Below are 16,809 nucleotides of genomic sequence, written 5' to 3' on the forward strand. Positions count from 1 at the left end.
ATGGAATTAATGCGATGGGCGATTGAACTAGGAGAATCGGTGCATGGAAATACGTATGAAGAATTGATGCCACTACTAGACTATTATTATGATCGTGATCATTTAAAAGCGTATTGTATCGCAAATCTTCTTTTAAACATGGATGTATTAGATGAGGATCGGGAAAGAATCGAATTAAGAAGATGCATCGCTGCTTATTATGCTGGATTATATAAAGTAGCAAGAAAACATGCAAATGAGTTGGTACTTAAACATCCAGATGTAGATTTATATAAAAATAATTTAAGATTAATGGAAGTTTATTTGAATAAAGAATATGATTATTGTCTTTTTATATGCCCAAAGACATACGGTAGTTTCATAGATGTTGCGCGAGCTTTAAAGTGGCGGTTGGAGCAGGAGGGAAATACCGTAATTATATCAGAAACAATACTGGAAAATGTAAAGAATACAGTTGTTTTTGGAGCACATACATACGCATATAACCCGAACCTTCTTCCGAAAGATGCAATTATTTATAATTTAGAACAGCTATACGAAGGAAGTCCATATGCGCACCCCCTTTATTTAATATTATTAAAAGATAGAGTGATTTGGGATTATAGTAAACAAAATATAGAATGGCTTAAACAAAAAGGGGTAGGAAAAGAAATAAAACATGTAGAAATGAACTATGCTCCCACTTTGGAAATAAAAAAAGATGCATTTGAAGATGAGATTACTGAAGATATTGATATTCTGTTTATAGGTGCTCTTAATCCGAGGCGGCAAGCTATTTTTGACCACCTAAAAGCGGTTGCGCCGAATTTAAATATAGTTTTTAAAAATAATGCGTGGGGAATTGTTAGAAATGAATTGATTGCTAGAGCTAAAATTATATTAAATATTCATTTTTACTTATCAGGAATTCTTGAAACACCTCGCGTGTCTTATGCAGTCGCAAATAAGAAATTTATTATTTCCGAAAATAGTAATCCAGAAGATGAGGTAGAGTGGCCAGGAATTGTATTTACTCCGTACGAAAAAATAATTGAAAACGTAATGAAATATATAGAATTACCAGAAGAACGGAAAAAATTAGCGGAAAAAGCATATAATCATTTTGAAGCAAATGAAAGTTTAGGTACGTTGAGTCTGAGAGATGAAACAAAGTAATTGTACGAAACTCATACGAAAGTATGAGTTCTTTTTTGTTTATCATACTATTTTATGAAGCAAGTTAACTCTTTATATTGTGTTTTGTATAGAAATTTCTGATAATATATAAGTAGAACTTGAAAACAAAGGGGAGAAATAATCATGAAACTAGTCGTTATTAACGGTACACCAAGAAAATTTGGTAGAACTCGCGTGGTGGCGAAATATATTGCGGATCAATTTGAAGGGGAATTATATGATTTAGCAATTGAGGATTTACCTTTATACAATGGAGAAGAGTCACAACGTGATTTAGAGGCAGTAAAAAAATTAAAAACGTTAGTGAAAGCTGCGGATGGGGTTGTATTATGTACACCAGAATATCATAATGCGATGAGCGGTGCGCTGAAAAACTCTTTAGATTACTTAAGTAGTAGTGAATTTATTCATAAACCAGTTGCGTTGTTAGCGGTTGCTGGTGGCGGTAAAGGTGGAATAAATGCATTAAACAGCATGCGAACGGTCGCTAGAGGTGTTTATGCAAATGCAATTCCAAAACAAGTTGTGCTTGATGGATTACATGTGCAAGATGGTGAACTTGGGGAAGATGCAAAACCATTAATTCATGATGTAGTTAAAGAATTGAAAGCATATATGAGCGTATATAAAGAGGTGAAAAAACAACTAGGAGTGGAGTGATATGTCCTCACTTTATCATGATTCTCGCTTGTATTACATTCTAGGAGCCAATAGTCTATCTGCTATTGGTTCCGGGATTGTTATGATAACGATTCCTTGGCTGTTAATTAAAGAGAGTGGAGGAGAGACAACATTTGGTTATGTTTCTATCATTGCAACCCTCATTATGTTTTTATTAACACCATTCATTGGGCAAAGTATTGATCGTTTTTCAAGAAAATCTTTATTGCTATGTAACGAAGGAATCGGAATAGCCGTAATCGGAATAATGGTTATATGGGGATTTGCTGGGCAACCTTATCATTCTATTCACTATATTCTTATTTATATAGCCGGATCATTCTACTATTTATTATTTTATCCTACAATATTTGCGTTCAACCAAGAGATATTTCAAGCAGAACATTATAAAAGTTTAAGTGGAACGATGGAAATACAAGGACAGTTAACACAAGTTATTTCTGGAGCGGCCGCGAGCTTCTTAATTGAAATTGTATCTTTGAAGTGGATTTTGTTAGTAGACATGTTAACTTTTGCTGGAGCATTTTTTCTTTTCTTATGTATACCGTACGTAAAGAAAAAAGAAGTGAAAAGAAAAATAACATTTAAGAAGCAATTGTTTGAAGGAATTCACTTTATGAAAAAATGTCCTAAGCTCTTTTGGTTCTTACTGGCCACTTATATGCCGTTTATAGGTGTCATGATGGCAAATTATTTAATACCAGTGTATATTTCGGATATACTAAAAGCCAATGCCTCTGTATACGCAATAGAGGGCACGATGTACGGTGTCGGAGCGGTTGTTGCAGGGATCTGTATTCCACTCATAATGAAATATATCAAAACAGAAGTTTCAATCGTTATGACGATGTTCATTTATGTAATTTCAATTACTGCAATGAGTATTGAACCTTCTGTATTGTTTTTATATGGACTAGCGATTTTTCATGCAATTGGAAATGCGGGTACAAGAGTGGCGAGAAATGTATTGATGATGGAGGAAATTCCAAATGAAGTAATGGGACGTGTAGACAGCTTATTTCGCCTAATTGGTACTGGAATACGAATTGTATTATTAATGTTGTTTACAGCGGGTGTATCTAAAGCCGGAGTAATGCTTCCATTTTACGTATTAAGCTGCATATTGATCTTCTCATTAGGAATAGCTATTTATTATGTACTATCACAACGTAAAGTAGCGGCGAATGTTTCTAATAAATCAATCGTTTAAAAAAACACTTCTGCCTCCCTTTCTTTTTTTATATAATAAAAAGAAAGGGAGTGCAAACTTATTTATGAACAAATGGATCTTTCTTATAATTTTATTATTACCGCCACTATATATCATTTATATGACGTTTAGAATGAACAAAGTTGCTCGTGAAAAGTTGAGCTATCACTCTCCGTACGTTCTTATACTGGGTGCAAAGTTATTTGGAGATAGACCGTCTTTATCTCTTCAAAATCGTTTGGATGTAGCGTTGGAGTATTTATTTTCCCATCCTGAATCGAAAGTAATTGTTTCAGGTGGTCAAGGAGAAGATGAAGATATACCGGAAGCTCACAGCATGAGAAACTATTTAATGGTACACGGTATAGATGAGAGTCGTATTTTAATAGAAGATCAATCTACAAATACGTATGAAAACTTAAAGTTTAGTATGGATTTATATAATGTGAAACATGCAGTAGTTGTAAGTAATACGTATCATTTATATCGAACGAAAATAATTGCAAAGCGTTTAGGCATGAAGATGGAGGCACTAGCTGCTGAAACACCAATTCGTTCTAAGAGAAAAATGTATGTTCGCGAATATGCTGCTATTATGAAAACAATATTGTTCGACCGTTAGAGCTCAAATGTGAGCTCTTTTTTAATTTAAAAGCGTATCATTTGAAATGAATGCCATATTCCATCAAAATAAAGGAAACAACAGTAAAGGAGTTGTATTTGTGATTCAATTTAATCATGTGTCAAAATCGTATGAAGATGGCACGAAAGCAGTGGATTCATTGCATTTAGAAATTAAAAAGGGAGAATTTTTTGTTCTTATCGGTCCGAGTGGTTGCGGGAAAACAACGACAATGAAGATGATTAATCGTTTAATCGAAACGACTGAAGGATCGATTTTAATCGATGGAAAAGATATTCAACAATATAATATAAACGAATTACGTTGGGATATAGGATACGTGTTGCAACAGATTGCTTTGTTTCCTCATATGACAATCGCTGAAAATATTGCAGTTGTTCCTGAAATGAGGCAATGGAGCAAAAAGGAAATAAAAGCACGCGTCGATGACTTGTTACATATGGTTGGATTAGATCCGGATATATATCGAGATCGTATGCCTGATGAATTGTCAGGAGGACAAAAACAACGTGTCGGTGTCGTGCGAGCATTAGCCGCAAACCCGAAAATCGTTCTTATGGATGAACCATTTAGTGCGTTAGATCCATTAAGTAGGGAACAGCTTCAGAAGGATATTGTACAGTTGCAAAAAAAGATTCAAAAAACAATCGTGTTCGTAACACATGATATGCAAGAAGCATTATCACTTGGAGATCGCATTTGTATTATGAAAGAAGGAAAAGTTGTTCAACTAGATACACCAGAAGGAATTATACATAATCCGAAAAATGAATTTGTAGAGGAGTTCATTGGAAATCATGGGCGAACTTGGTATGAGGGGAAAAGTGTAGCAGATGTATTGCCACTTGATCAAAGTGTGCAATTAGAAGGGCAGGCGCTATCATTACATTCTTCCTTACAAGAAGCACTAGTTCGTGTGCGTGATGAAGAGGTCGTTCCAGTTGAAGAAAACGGTCAATATATTGGAGCGTTAACAAGTCGTCATATTGTCAATTACATTGTTGAACAAATGAAGGAAAGAGGCTAAACAGTGACTAATTTTATACAAACGTTCCAAGAACGAAAAATAGAATTACTAACTGCATTAAGTGAGCATTTACAAATATCGCTTATTTCATTATTTTTTGCAGTAATTATAGCAGTGCCACTTGGCATCTTATTAACAAGAAAAGAACGAATGGCTGAATTTATAATAGGAACTTCTGCAGTAATGCAGACAGTGCCATCACTTGCATTGCTTGGACTCTTAATTCCGTTAGTAGGAATCGGAAAACTTCCAGCGATTATCGCATTAGTTGTGTATGCACTATTACCTATTTTACGAAATACATATACAGGAATAAGGGAATTAGATGAATCTCTAATAGAAGCCGCGAAAGCTATGGGGATGAATAGTTGGAGAAGATTGTGGAAGGTAGAACTTCCTCTTGCATTGCCAATTATTATGGCCGGTATTCGTACAGCAATGGTATTAATTGTTGGAACGGCTACATTAGCAGCTCTCATTGGTGCTGGTGGGCTCGGTAAGCTTATATTATTAGGTATAGATCGAAATGATCATGCACTTATCATTTTAGGGGCCGTACCAGCCGCGTTACTCGCTTTATTCTTTGATATAGTACTTCGCATACTTGAACGACCGAAACGCTCTTCTAAGCGTGTTATATTGATGATATGTATTGTTTGTATAATGATTGCTTCTCCATTTCTTTGGAGTACAGAAAAGAAAGATATTGTTATTGCGGGCAAACTTGGATCAGAACCTGAAATTTTAATTCAAATGTATAAGCAGCTTATTGAACAAGATACAGATTTACACGTACAATTAAAACCAGGTCTTGGGAAAACAGCATTTGTATTTGAAGCGTTGAAATCAGGGGAAGTAGATATATACCCAGAATTTTCAGGAACAGCTTTATCTACTTTCGTGAAAGAAGAACCAAAGAGTACAAATCGTGATGAAGTATATGAGCAGGCTCGCGTTGGAATGGAAAAGAAATATAATATGATTATGTTGAAGCCAATGGAGTATAACAATACATATGCACTAGCCATGCCGAAAAAAATAGCAGATCAAAAGAATATAAATACAATTTCTGATTTAGGGAATGTTGCGCAGGAAGCCAAAGTAGGATTTACATTGGAATTTGCTGATCGTGAAGATGGTTATAAAGGAATGCAAAAATTATATAACTATAAGTTCTCGAATGTTAAAACGATGGAGCCGAAGCTGCGTTATAGCGCAATTGAATCTGGAGATGTTAACGTAATTGATGCATATTCAACAGATAGTGAATTGGAGCAATACGGACTGAAAGTGCTAAAAGATGATAAAGGGCTATTCCCACCTTATCAAGGAGCACCATTATTAAGAAAAGAAACGTTACAGAAATATCCTGAACTTGAAAAGGTATTAAATAAATTATCTGGAAAGATTACAGATGAAGAAATGCGAAAAATGAATTATGAAGTTAACGTAAATGGTAAAAGTAGTGAAGAAGTCGCAAAACAATTTTTACAAAAAGAGAATTTACTTCGTTAAATTTACAAGGAATATACAAATTTATATGTTTGAAATGACCGTTCATTACAAAATGAGCGGTTTTTTTGTGCATACTTATACATTTTTTCAAAAAAGTATTCCATTTTTGCTCATTTTCTTTTAGAATAAGTAATGTTTTCCTGAAAAAATATAAGAGAAACGTCTATTAGAGAAAAAGGTGACTTTAATAGTTGAACGAACATAACACCTAGAATGACAGATGGGGTGGTACAAATAGAAAAGAAGTTAGGATTTTTTCCATTAATCGCATTAGTAGTTGGAACAATGGTTGGTGGCGGTGTTTTTAGTTTACCGCATGATTTAGCAGTAGGAGCAAACAGTGGTGCAATAATAATTGGCTGGTGTATTACAGCGATGGGAATGATTCCCCTTGCGCTCGTATATCAAACGTTAGCAAGACAAAAACCGGAACTTGAAGGTGGAATTTATAGTTATGCACGTGCTGGTTTTGGTGAATATATTGGATTTAATAGTGCTTGGGGATATTGGCTAGCAGGAATCTTAGGTAATGTCGCAACAATTATGTTACTGTTTAGTACATTAGGTTATTTCTTTCCAATTTTCAAGGGAGGAAATAATGTTGCGTCTATCGTTGGGGCATCACTTTTATTATGGACACTTCATTTTCTAATTTTATTTGGGATCCGTGAAGCTTCTATTATGAATGTTATCGCAACAATAGGGAAGTTAGTTCCAATCGTTTTATTTATTGTTGTAATGGTAACAGCCTTTCGCTGGGACACATTTACACATGATTTTTGGGGAGAAGGAACGATCTCACTTTCCGCTATACTTGGTCAAGTGAAAAATACAATGCTTGTAACACTTTGGGTTTTCATTGGAGTTGAAGGAGCGGTTGTATTATCTGGAAGAGCGAAGAATAGTCGAGATGTTGGTAAGGCAACAGTATTGGGACTTATTTTAGTAATGTCCATTTATATTTTAATTTCTGTCCTGTCAATGGGAGCTATGACAAGAGGCGAACTTTCTGTGTTAGAAACTCCGTCAATGGGACATGTATTAGAGCACGTTGTTGGTCCATGGGGTGCAGTTGCGATTAACATCGGATTAGTTGCTTCACTTGTCGGTACATTAATTGGCTGGTTTTTACTTGTTTCTGAAATTTCTCATGTAGCAGGAAAAGATGGCGTATTTCCGAAAGTCTTTACGAAAACAAATAAAAAGCAAACACCACACATGGCATTATGGATTTCAAATGGTGTTGCCCAAATTATATTTATCATCGTTTTGTTTTCGGAATCAACATATCAAATTATGTATTTCATTGCATCAACATCAATTTTATTACCATATTTATTATCAGCGTTATTCCAATTTAAATTAGTCATTACAAACGAGCTAAGGGACGCTAAATTCAAAAACGGAGCGTTAGCTTTAATTGCTTCTATTTACTCTGTATGGCTTCTTTATGCAGCTGGTTTAAAGAATTTACTACTCGTTTCAATTGTGTATGGAATTGGAATTATTGTTTACACGTTTGCAAGAAAAGAACAAGGGAACCGTTGCTTTGCAGGTGCAGAGAAATATGTGATGTGGGCAATTATTATTGCGGCTATCACATCACTGTATATGTTATTAACTGGAAATATAAAAATGTAAAAAGTCCTTTTCATTTAAAGGGCTTTTTTCTTCGTTTAGAGAATATTTACTACATAAGATATTCAGGAGGGATGAGAATGGAAGAAAAAGAACAGTTGTCTAGAATAATTGATTTAGCTAGTGAGTTAAGGAAAGTATTAGTGCAAGAATCTTTTTTTAATCATCATCCTGAACTGAGAGGAGTCATTGAAAATTTAGCAAGTTCTGTTGAAAATTTGGCGGAATTACAAACAAGTAAAGATGAAAACGCTGAAGATCGATTACGTTACGTACTTGCGAAAATGAAAATTGCTCATAATGCAATTTTACAAGAGAAAAAAGCATTTCCTTCTCATTAATATAAGTTTTCATTTTGAACCTGGCGGATAATGTCAGGTTTTTTATTTCTAGTTTTTCGTTTCTTTCATACACTAAGAATAGTATGAAAAAAGAAGGTGACTATGGTGAAATTACATAAAGCTCTTCAACCAAGTTTTATAAAACGAATGTACTATATGAGATTTTTAGGGAAATTTACAAAAGCTGAGAAAGAGAAGAGTGGAGAAAATTTCTTTGTACAATGCTTATCGCCAATACCATTCACTTTACAGGAACAATTTGCAAATGAACTATATGTATTTGAAGGGTTATGTAGCAATAAAAAGAATGAAAAAATCTTTTCGGAATTAAAGAAGAGGAAATTAGAAAAGCAATTAGTAATGTTTCGTCTTTATTATGAAAGAGGAAATGTATACGTGGAGTTAATATGTACAGAAGAACCGAAAGAAATAGCAAGTAGCTATAAAATGATTCCGGCACCTAAAGTTACAAATAATAAAAAAAGAGAATCTTTAGAACGAAAACTTAGCAACGGTTATTTATCATTTCTTATGCCAAAATTTCCGAAAGACTTTGAGTCTCCCGAATTATTGTGGCACGATGGAAGACTGTATGGAAACATATCTTTAAAGTCATCAATTAGCTCAATTGCCTATTTTGAACAGAAACGTGAATGTAAATATATAAACTGCAGTGACTGGACGAAGTATGTAGAAATAGCGGTAGAAGATCAATTATATTTTGTAAGTGATCATGTGTATGAGCACTTACAAAAACGAATGCATGAAGAAGGTAAGCTAGTTGAAGTAGAGGATATAAAAGTGCAAAAAGATGAATGGGAATGGGATGAGCGTGAATCGTCTTTTTTACAGTATGTACAAAGTATGGTGCATAATAAAGGGTTATATTTGGATGAAACGGATATTTATAATTTCCATATAAGTGTAAAAACAAATATGTTAACGATTCTTGGTGGTATACCGGGTGTTGGGAAATCGCGTTTTGTGCAAACTTATGCAGAAGCATTAGGGTTACAGTATGGGGAAGAGTTGGTTTGGATTCCAATTTCGCCATCGTATCAAGAACCACATGATTTACTTGGTTACCTTCATCCAAATGGTACTTTTATTGAAAGTGAAACGAAGTTAGTTAGGACGTTAATGAAGGCGAAAGAAAATCCAAATCAACTGTATATAATCGTTTTTGATGAAATGAACATGTCTCATATTGAGCATTGGTTTACTCCGTTTCTATCTGTTCTTGAACTTGAAACAAAAAATCGTATTTTAAACTTGTATGAGGGTGTACAGGACATAGAGAGTTCAATTCCATCAACAATTGAAATTGGAGAAAATATTATATTTGTAGGTACTGTGAATTTTGATGAAACAACGAAAGAGCTCTCTGATCGATTATTAGACCGAACGAACCTAATAACGTTACAGAAAATTCCGTTTTGTGAGATGGGCCTGGAACAGGGGAAAGTCGTATTACATCCACCTTTGAAAGTAACAGCGGGAGAATTTCGGATAAATTGGATGAGAAATAAAGCGATGATTGAAGTATTTTCTGAAGAAGAATTAGAGCTATTAGATAAGTTGCATGTCGTATTGTCATCACATGACGCGTCTAAGGGAATTTCTTTCCGATGTGCAAATGCAATTGCGACTTATTTGCAAAACATACCGTTCCAAAATAACCATACCTATATGATCAGTAGAGAAGAGGGGTTTGATTTACAAATAAAGCAGCGTGTATTGACGAAAATCAGAGGGACCGAAATGATGGTTGGGCCTTTACTTTCTGAAGAAGCAAAAAGGGGGGCGACCTTAGTACCTCTTTTGCAATCTGCACTTGCTAACAGAGTATCTACATTTGAACACTCTTTAGCATATATACGAGAAAAACGTAGAGAACTGGAGTTGTATGGATATGCAAAATGAAGGGCGTTACGAAACAAAAATCGTTGATACGAATGAAACGCTCCCTTTTGTATTAAAGCTAATCATTGGAAATGAGGGGAAAGGAGATTATATTTTATTAAATCGTCTTTGTACATCTACTACAGCATTAGTTCAATGTATTTATAAAGTACAAGAATTAAAACCAATAAGATTGCAGTACAATTATGAAATCCCAATGAATATTACTTTTATATGGAATAAAGTATATGAGGGACAGAAAAATATAAAAGAGGCTCAATATGAAATAAATGAAAAAAAACAAAGAGTATTAATATATGAACATGGGAAAACAGAATTCTTTTATCCATGGCGCTGTGGTCTATACCATTTTGAAGTGCGTATAGAAGATACAACGTATTATGGCGCATTTCAAATCGTACCGAAAAATTTTTTTGATGATCAATTTGAAATGATTCAAGACTATGTGAAGTCAATTTTAAATGAGTTGATTTTGGATAGAGGTTACTATAAAAAGACTTTCTCTGCACTTAGCGATATTGAGGATTCTTCTTATTTAGTGTTACTTAGAAAGTTACCCCAAAAAATGAAAATGATAAAGCCAATTTTTAAGAAAATAGAATCAAGCTCAAAATTTATAAATGAATATAAATGGGAAGGAAAAGAGCGAAAGCCAACAAGAAAAGGAACTATAGTGGCAGAACGAAAACCTTATGCCAAACATTATAATCGTAAGTTTATGGAACAAAAAAATAGTAAGGAAAATGCATTTCTTAAATATAAAGCGATGCAATTTTATCATTATTTAATTGAAGCTAAAAGCTTTTTACGTCAAACAATTGAAATCTTAGAAAGAGAAAAAAAGAAAAAATCAGAAGAGTTTCAAGCTGTAAAAACGATTATACAAACAATTGAGCGTAATGGATCAGTAACCGATAGAGAGAAGCAAAAATATAAAAATATACATTTACTAAAAGAAGCCGATTTACGAAAGAGCTCAATGAAAATACAAGAATATAAAATATTGGCGCATATTGTGCATGAAAATGTACAATACTTTCAAATGTTAATGCACTCTTCGTTTTGGAGGGAAGTTACTGAAACAAGTAATATGAACTTACATGATTTACCGATACCACATCAACAATTACTACATCATTTAGAAGTACTCCCGCAATATACGGATCAATCTCCATCGTTATTATTTGTTTATAAGCCAACGTTTTTAGTGTATGAATATTACGCTTTTTTTATCGTTATTTCAATTTTAGAGCAAATTGGTTTTGAGGCTAGAAACTCCATTCGTGAACAAATACAAGAACATTTTTATGTAGATGGATTACAAGATGGAACGACAGTAGTTTTAGAACGAGATGATATAAAGGTGCATGTCGCATTTAATGACTTAATTGAAACACATCCTCTTATTGCATTAAGTAAAGGTAGTAATTTTTACAATGGTGAGGATACGAAGAAGCCAGATATTCGCTTAGACTGTTATGTAAAAGAAGGTGGGAAATACGTATATAAATCTTCTATTATTATTGAAGTGAAGTATAGTCCAATGTACAATATTTTTCAGCACGTCGGAAATACGAAAGCAACTGAGCAAATGTATAAGTACTGGTCTATAAAGTATGTAGAAGAACAGGATGGAAAGCGAGTCTATTATCGAAGGTCAATTTATGAAGTCATTTGTGTATATCCAGGAAGCCATATGCATAGCAAAAAAATTGAGTCTGGATGCGGTGTTTTCTTGCAGTTATATCCATATAAGACGAAACAAGGGGAAGAGAAATTAGCTGGAAAACATGGGATGGTACAAATTTTTGAAAAATGGTTAAAAAGCATTAAGAAGTAAAAGAAATCCTTTTTCATAAAGGATTTCTTTAGATTAAGAAGAATTATATGCTGTATGGAAAGAAACATAATGTAATTTAGATTTGAAAAGTGATACAAATGTGTTATTAAAAGGAATGTGAGCGCGGGATAAAAGTCGATTAAATTGGAATCTAATTCATTTTGCAGAATATAATAAGTCATAAATATTTTTAGTTGCATACGAAGATTTGTTCTTATATGATAGATAGTGAAAGCGTTATCAAAAAACAGAGCGGCGATGGGAAAGGCGGTTAAATATGTTCCAGCGTGTTCAAACAAAGGAAGAACATTTTGGGTTCGAACAACTATGGGGAGATTTTTGTGAAGAAAGAAACTTAATGTTCGTAGAACGTAATTTAAATCCATCACGATTTTTATTAATAGAAGATGAACATCCTATTGGTACAGTAGAATGTATTAAGTATACGGTACCTGAGCAATCGAATTCTGAGTTTTTCTATCCGTTTTCTAAAAATGATTTAGTAAAAGATTTGAAGAATGTGTATGAAATAGGCAAGTTAAGTATTTCGAAAACGTCTCGTGGGAGAGGACATTTCAAAAGGCTAACAGCTATTTTATTTATACATGCGTTAGAAACAAAAGCTGAATGGTACATTGCAGCAGTAACAAAAAGAATGTATATGTATTTACTTACACTTGGTTTTCCAATTGAACCGATAGATAATCCATTTCAGTTTCATGATACTTTACAAGGTGTACCAGTAAGAATTCATGCTCGAAAAGGGGTTACGCATTTGTATTCTTTAAAAGAATTTCGTGATGTGATTCAAGGGAATGCTCATGCACAGGCATTAATTGCAGAATACAGTAAAAATATTATGTTAACGAAATAAAGCGAAGTGAATATGTATAATAAAGAGAATAATATTTGTATAGGATATAACTCTTCATTAAAAAAGACCCTTATTATTTTAATAAGGGTCTAAAAATTATAATCCAAATATACTAAAAATCATTTTGCGGCGCTTCGGTTTCTTTTCTCGTTCATATGTTGGTTTTGAATCAGGAGTAATATAAATGGGTTCTTCTTTCGTTAGGGCAGCTTCTAACTTTTGAATTCGCTCTAACATTTCCTCCATTTCACGACGGTGTTGTAAAAGTTGGTACGTGACGACATCATTTGCCTTATCTTGCATTTGTTCTTCCATTCGATCAAGTCTTCTCGTAATAGTGTTTAATTGATTAGTTAATTGCTCAAAATCATTCGATGATATGTTTTGAACAATTGTATTAACTTGAGTTTTTAATTCCTCAACCTCATCTGAGGAAGCTTTTTGAGTAGATTGAGAATTTTGAGATTGCTCTATTTGAAATCGATGGTGTTCTAACATTTGATCGACATCCTCTTGTGTGAAAATAAAGTGGCCATATTTGTTTTTCTCTATCGTAAGATTTAATTGTTGCGCGATCCGAACAACAGCCTTTGGGCTAACACCTAATTTCTTTGCGATAAATGGTGTTTTATATTCCAAAATAATCCCTCCTATATATATCCTGTTGAATGATTTCGAGCTATAAAGTAAGTTCCCTTCTAGTGCGACAAAAGAAGTGTGGAATCGGCAAAGAAAGTGTTTTTTCACGAAATTGAGTTAAGAAGAATAGTTCGTTTAAATAAAAATGTCTTATCGTAGCATTTAGAATAATTTGACGAGTGTAAATGAATTAGATTATCATAATGATAAATATCTTTTTTATGTATGCATATAATATATAAAAAGGTGGTTGCTAATGTAGAATTTTGTTAGAGTATTAGAATGCTTACTTCACTTGAATAAAATTAAGTAGGAGGTGGCTTCCTTGCTTACAATGTAAGTAAGGAAAAGTATTTGGACATATATAGTATAAGTATAGTGATTGTTTTAATTGCCTTAACGGCATTTTTCGTTGCAGCAGAATTTGCAATTGTTAAAGTGAGAAGTTCACGAATTGACTATTTAATTGCAGAAGGAAATAATCGTGCAACATCGGTCAAAACAGTCATTACAAACTTAGACGAATATCTATCTGCTTGTCAGCTGGGAATTACTGTTACAGCTTTAGGAATTGGGTGGTTTGGTAAACCTGCGTTAAAGCAAATGTTTGATACGCTTTTTGCAAATTGGAATATCTCTACTCAACTAGCAGACATTTTTGCTGTAATTTTAGTGTTTTTGTTAATTACTTTTTTACATGTTGTAATAGGGGAATTGGCCCCAAAAACATTTGCAATTCAAAAATCTGAACAGGTGAGTTTACTTGTTTCTAAGCCGTTAATTTTCTTTTATCGTATTGCATTCCCATTCATTTGGCTATTAAATGGTTCAGCTCGAATCATTACGAAGCTGCTAGGGCTGAAACCGCCGAAGGGGCATGATGAGGTACATTCAGAAGAAGAATTACGGTTGTTAGTTTCAGAAAGTTATAAAAATGGTGAGATTAATCAATCTGAATATAAATATGTGAATAAAATTTTTGAATTTGATGATCGGATTGCAAAAGAAATAATGGTACCTCGAACTGAAATGAATATTATAAGTAAAGAGATGCCTGCTGAAGAAGCTTTGCAAAAAATGTCTCGTGAAAAATATACAAGGTATCCAGTTGTTGATGGCGACAAAGACCATGTAATAGGTTTTGTGAATTTTAAAGATATTTTTACTGAATTTGTACAACATAAAGCTGCTAATAAGAAGACAGTAGAGCAATATATGAGACCAATTATTTTAGTTATCGATTCTATTCCAATTCATGATTTGTTTTTAAAAATGCAAAAAGAAAGAACACATATTGCTATATTGATAGATGAATATGGTGGAACATCTGGACTTGTTACTGTTGAAGATATTCTGGAAGAAATTGTTGGAGATATTCAGGATGAGTTTGATACGGATGAGCAGCCAGAAATTCAAAAGGTTAGTGAAACGAAGACGATACTAGAGGGAAAAGTACTTGTTAGTGAAGTGAATACGTTATTTGGTTTAGGGATTGATGATGATGGTGTTGATACAATCGGTGGTTGGATTTTAACGAAGAATATAGAGATTGCTGAAGAAGATTCCATTGAAATTGAAAATTATAAGTTTTGTGTGAAAGAATTAGATGGACGATATATAAAAAGATTAGAAGTTACAAAGATAGTAGAATCGATTGTTATTTTAGAAGATGAAAAACAAATTTCGTTACAAGAGCAAATTAGCTCGTAAACTCTGCTATATAGCAGAGTTTTTTTGAGCATAATGTTTTTTGAGGGATAGGGGCTATGATACAATGAAATAAGTCAGTTCTTTCAGTAGGTGAAATATTGTTGTATACATATATTTGGAAGGAGAAGAAGTATGAAAAAGCATTTATATATAAATGGAGATTGGAAAACTGTAAACACGTATAAACCATTATACGCACCATATTCTGAAGAAACATTAGCGGAAATTGCACAAGGAACGGAAGAAGATGTAAAAGAGGCTGTTACTGCTGCAAAAAATGCAATGACAAAAATGAATAAATTATCTGCATATGATCGTGCGACTATTTTAGAGAAAGTTGCACAAAAAATGGATGAAAGAAGAGAAGAATTTGCAGAGATTATTGCAAAAGAAGCTGCCAAACCAATACGTGCTGCAAGGGGAGAAGTAGATCGTACTGTTCAAACGTACAAATTTGCAGCTGAAGAAGCGAAGCGTATATATGGTGAAACATTGCCATTAGACGCCGCACCTGGTGCGAATGGGCGTATTGCATATACAATCCGAAAGCCAATTGGGGTTATAGGGGCTATTACACCATTTAATTTCCCATTAAATTTAGTAGCGCATAAAGTTGGACCAGCAATTGCTGCCGGAAATACAGTTGTATTAAAGCCAGCTGATCAAACGCCATTATCATCTTATGCATTAGTTGAGTTATTTAAAGAGGCAGGATTGCCAAATGGAGCTTTAAATATCATTTCTGGCCCTGGCTCCACGGTTGGTGAGGCAATCGTCAAAAATGATTATGTTGCTTCTATTACTTTTACCGGAAGTCCAAAAGTTGGAATCGGAATAAAACAAAAGGCTGGGCTAAAACGAGTTACGTTAGAACTAGGCTCAAATGCTGCTGTTATTATTGATGAAGATGTAGAGTTAACAGATGAAATAATTGAACGTGTAAAATGGGGAGCATTTGTTAATAATGGGCAAGTTTGTATTTCCGTACAACGTGTTTTTGTACATGAAACGAAAATACATGAATTTCTTTCGAAGCTAAAGAAAGCGATGGAATCAGTTGTTGTTGGTGATCCACTGCTTGAGGAAACGGATGTATCAGCTTTAATTTCAAAAAAAGATGTAGAGCGAATTGATATGTGGGTTCAAGAAGCAATTAAGGAAGGAGCAACTGTTTTATGCGGTGGTAAAAAGCAGGATGCAAGAATTTTTGAACCGACTGTATTAACAAATGTTCCAGATCATGTATCTGTGCAGTGCCAAGAAGTATTCGGTCCACTCATGACAGTAAATACATTTAAAGAATTTGATGAAGCGATTGAGCAAGTAAATAATTCGCGTTACGGCTTACAGGCAGGGGTATTTACAAATAATTTATTTAAAGCAATGCGTGCAATTGATGAGCTAGAGGTTGGTGGTGTCATGATTAATGATATTCCAACGTTCAGAGTAGATCATATGCCTTATGGTGGCGTGAAAGAAAGTGGCACGGGGCGCGAAGGAATTAAATATGCAATAGAAGAAATGACAGAAATGAAATTAGTATGTATTAAAAAATAAAGTAGAAAAACTTAAAACTTGCGCTAAAAAACGAG

General features: G+C 33.8%; 14 protein-coding genes. 13 read left to right on the forward strand and 1 reads right to left on the reverse strand.

The genetic code is table 11. The annotated features are described in order from the left end of the window. The 11 genes from BAQ53_RS10600 (at position 1) to BAQ53_RS10650 (ending at position 12,868) form a co-directional block, all read left to right on the forward strand. Positions 1-1,155, forward strand: a complete 1,155-nt coding sequence (locus BAQ53_RS10600; RefSeq protein ID WP_000422329.1) for a CgeB family protein — start codon at positions 1-3, stop codon at positions 1,153-1,155. A gap of 144 nt (positions 1,156-1,299) precedes the next feature. Next, entirely contained in the window at positions 1,300-1,836 is a 537-nt protein-coding gene (locus tag BAQ53_RS10605) for an NADPH-dependent FMN reductase (RefSeq protein ID WP_000780352.1), read from the forward strand. 1 nt (position 1,837) lies between these two features. Beyond that, on the forward strand, positions 1,838-3,067 hold the full coding sequence (locus BAQ53_RS10610) for an MFS transporter (RefSeq protein WP_000097158.1): 1,230 nt from the start codon (positions 1,838-1,840) through the stop codon (positions 3,065-3,067). Between the two features lie 64 nt (positions 3,068-3,131). Further along, positions 3,132-3,689, forward strand: coding sequence for a YdcF family protein (locus BAQ53_RS10615; RefSeq protein WP_001045714.1), 558 nt, complete (start codon positions 3,132-3,134; stop codon positions 3,687-3,689). A 100-nt stretch (positions 3,690-3,789) separates the two neighbouring features. After that, positions 3,790-4,737, forward strand: a complete 948-nt coding sequence (locus BAQ53_RS10620; RefSeq protein ID WP_000614074.1) for an ABC transporter ATP-binding protein — start codon at positions 3,790-3,792, stop codon at positions 4,735-4,737. A gap of 3 nt (positions 4,738-4,740) precedes the next feature. Then, the gene (locus BAQ53_RS10625; RefSeq protein WP_000181011.1) at positions 4,741-6,252 is read left to right on the forward strand and encodes an ABC transporter permease/substrate-binding protein; all 1,512 of its coding nucleotides are present in this window, start codon (positions 4,741-4,743) and stop codon (positions 6,250-6,252) included. 213 nt (positions 6,253-6,465) lie between these two features. Then, positions 6,466-7,893 carry a basic amino acid/polyamine antiporter gene (locus BAQ53_RS10630; protein ID WP_000129445.1) on the forward strand — a complete coding sequence of 476 codons (1,428 nt, stop codon included), beginning with the start codon at positions 6,466-6,468 and terminating at the stop codon, positions 7,891-7,893. 77 nt (positions 7,894-7,970) lie between these two features. Further along, complete coding sequence (locus BAQ53_RS10635; protein ID WP_000391449.1) at positions 7,971-8,231, forward strand: hypothetical protein; 261 nt, start codon at positions 7,971-7,973, stop codon at positions 8,229-8,231. Positions 8,232-8,336: 105 nt separating this feature from the next. Continuing rightward, entirely contained in the window at positions 8,337-10,154 is a 1,818-nt protein-coding gene (locus BAQ53_RS10640) for a DUF8727 domain-containing protein (protein WP_033690264.1), read from the forward strand. After that, positions 10,144-11,994, forward strand: coding sequence for a hypothetical protein (locus BAQ53_RS10645; RefSeq protein WP_001178723.1), 1,851 nt, complete (start codon positions 10,144-10,146; stop codon positions 11,992-11,994). The genes BAQ53_RS10640 and BAQ53_RS10645 overlap by 11 nt, the downstream gene beginning before the upstream one ends. Before the next feature lie 277 nt (positions 11,995-12,271). Then, positions 12,272-12,868: a hypothetical protein gene (locus BAQ53_RS10650; RefSeq protein ID WP_000487795.1), complete on the forward strand. Its 597-nt coding sequence runs from the start codon at positions 12,272-12,274 to the stop codon at positions 12,866-12,868. 96 nt (positions 12,869-12,964) lie between these two features. Here the strand turns inward: BAQ53_RS10650 and racA are convergent, their stop codons facing one another. Beyond that, a complete protein-coding gene (gene racA / locus BAQ53_RS10655; protein WP_000456019.1) occupies positions 12,965-13,507 on the reverse strand; it encodes a chromosome-anchoring protein RacA in 543 nt (180 codons plus the stop codon). A gap of 354 nt (positions 13,508-13,861) precedes the next feature. On the opposite strand from racA, the gene BAQ53_RS10660 reads away from it, so the two are divergent. Beyond that, positions 13,862-15,217 (forward strand): hemolysin family protein, encoded by a 1,356-nt coding sequence (locus BAQ53_RS10660; protein ID WP_000356249.1) that lies wholly within the window; start codon positions 13,862-13,864, stop codon positions 15,215-15,217. A 132-nt stretch (positions 15,218-15,349) separates the two neighbouring features. Then, the gene (locus tag BAQ53_RS10665) at positions 15,350-16,774 is read left to right on the forward strand and encodes an aldehyde dehydrogenase family protein (RefSeq protein WP_000716477.1); all 1,425 of its coding nucleotides are present in this window, start codon (positions 15,350-15,352) and stop codon (positions 16,772-16,774) included. Positions 16,775-16,809: the final 35 nt, after the last annotated feature.

Origin of the sequence: Bacillus sp. B25(2016b), assembly GCF_001679765.1 — a bacterium.
GTDB classification, from domain to species: Bacteria; Bacillota; Bacilli; order Bacillales; family Bacillaceae_G; genus Bacillus_A; species Bacillus_A thuringiensis_K.

Excerpts from the sequence above, each read along its gene's own strand:
- BAQ53_RS10645 (WP_001178723.1), top strand. The coding sequence starts at position 10,144 with ATGCAAAATGAAGGGCGTTACGAAACAAAAATCGTTGATACGAATGAA.
- BAQ53_RS10610 (WP_000097158.1), top strand. The coding sequence starts at position 1,838 with ATGTCCTCACTTTATCATGATTCTCGCTTGTATTACATTCTAGGAGCC.
- BAQ53_RS10635 (WP_000391449.1), top strand. The coding sequence starts at position 7,971 with ATGGAAGAAAAAGAACAGTTGTCTAGAATAATTGATTTAGCTAGTGAG.
- BAQ53_RS10650 (WP_000487795.1), top strand. The coding sequence starts at position 12,272 with ATGTTCCAGCGTGTTCAAACAAAGGAAGAACATTTTGGGTTCGAACAA.
- BAQ53_RS10630 (WP_000129445.1), top strand. The coding sequence starts at position 6,466 with ATGACAGATGGGGTGGTACAAATAGAAAAGAAGTTAGGATTTTTTCCA.
- BAQ53_RS10605 (WP_000780352.1), top strand. The coding sequence starts at position 1,300 with ATGAAACTAGTCGTTATTAACGGTACACCAAGAAAATTTGGTAGAACT.
- BAQ53_RS10615 (WP_001045714.1), top strand. The coding sequence starts at position 3,132 with ATGAACAAATGGATCTTTCTTATAATTTTATTATTACCGCCACTATAT.
- BAQ53_RS10665 (WP_000716477.1), top strand. The coding sequence starts at position 15,350 with ATGAAAAAGCATTTATATATAAATGGAGATTGGAAAACTGTAAACACG.
- BAQ53_RS10600 (WP_000422329.1), top strand. The coding sequence starts at position 1 with ATGGAATTAATGCGATGGGCGATTGAACTAGGAGAATCGGTGCATGGA.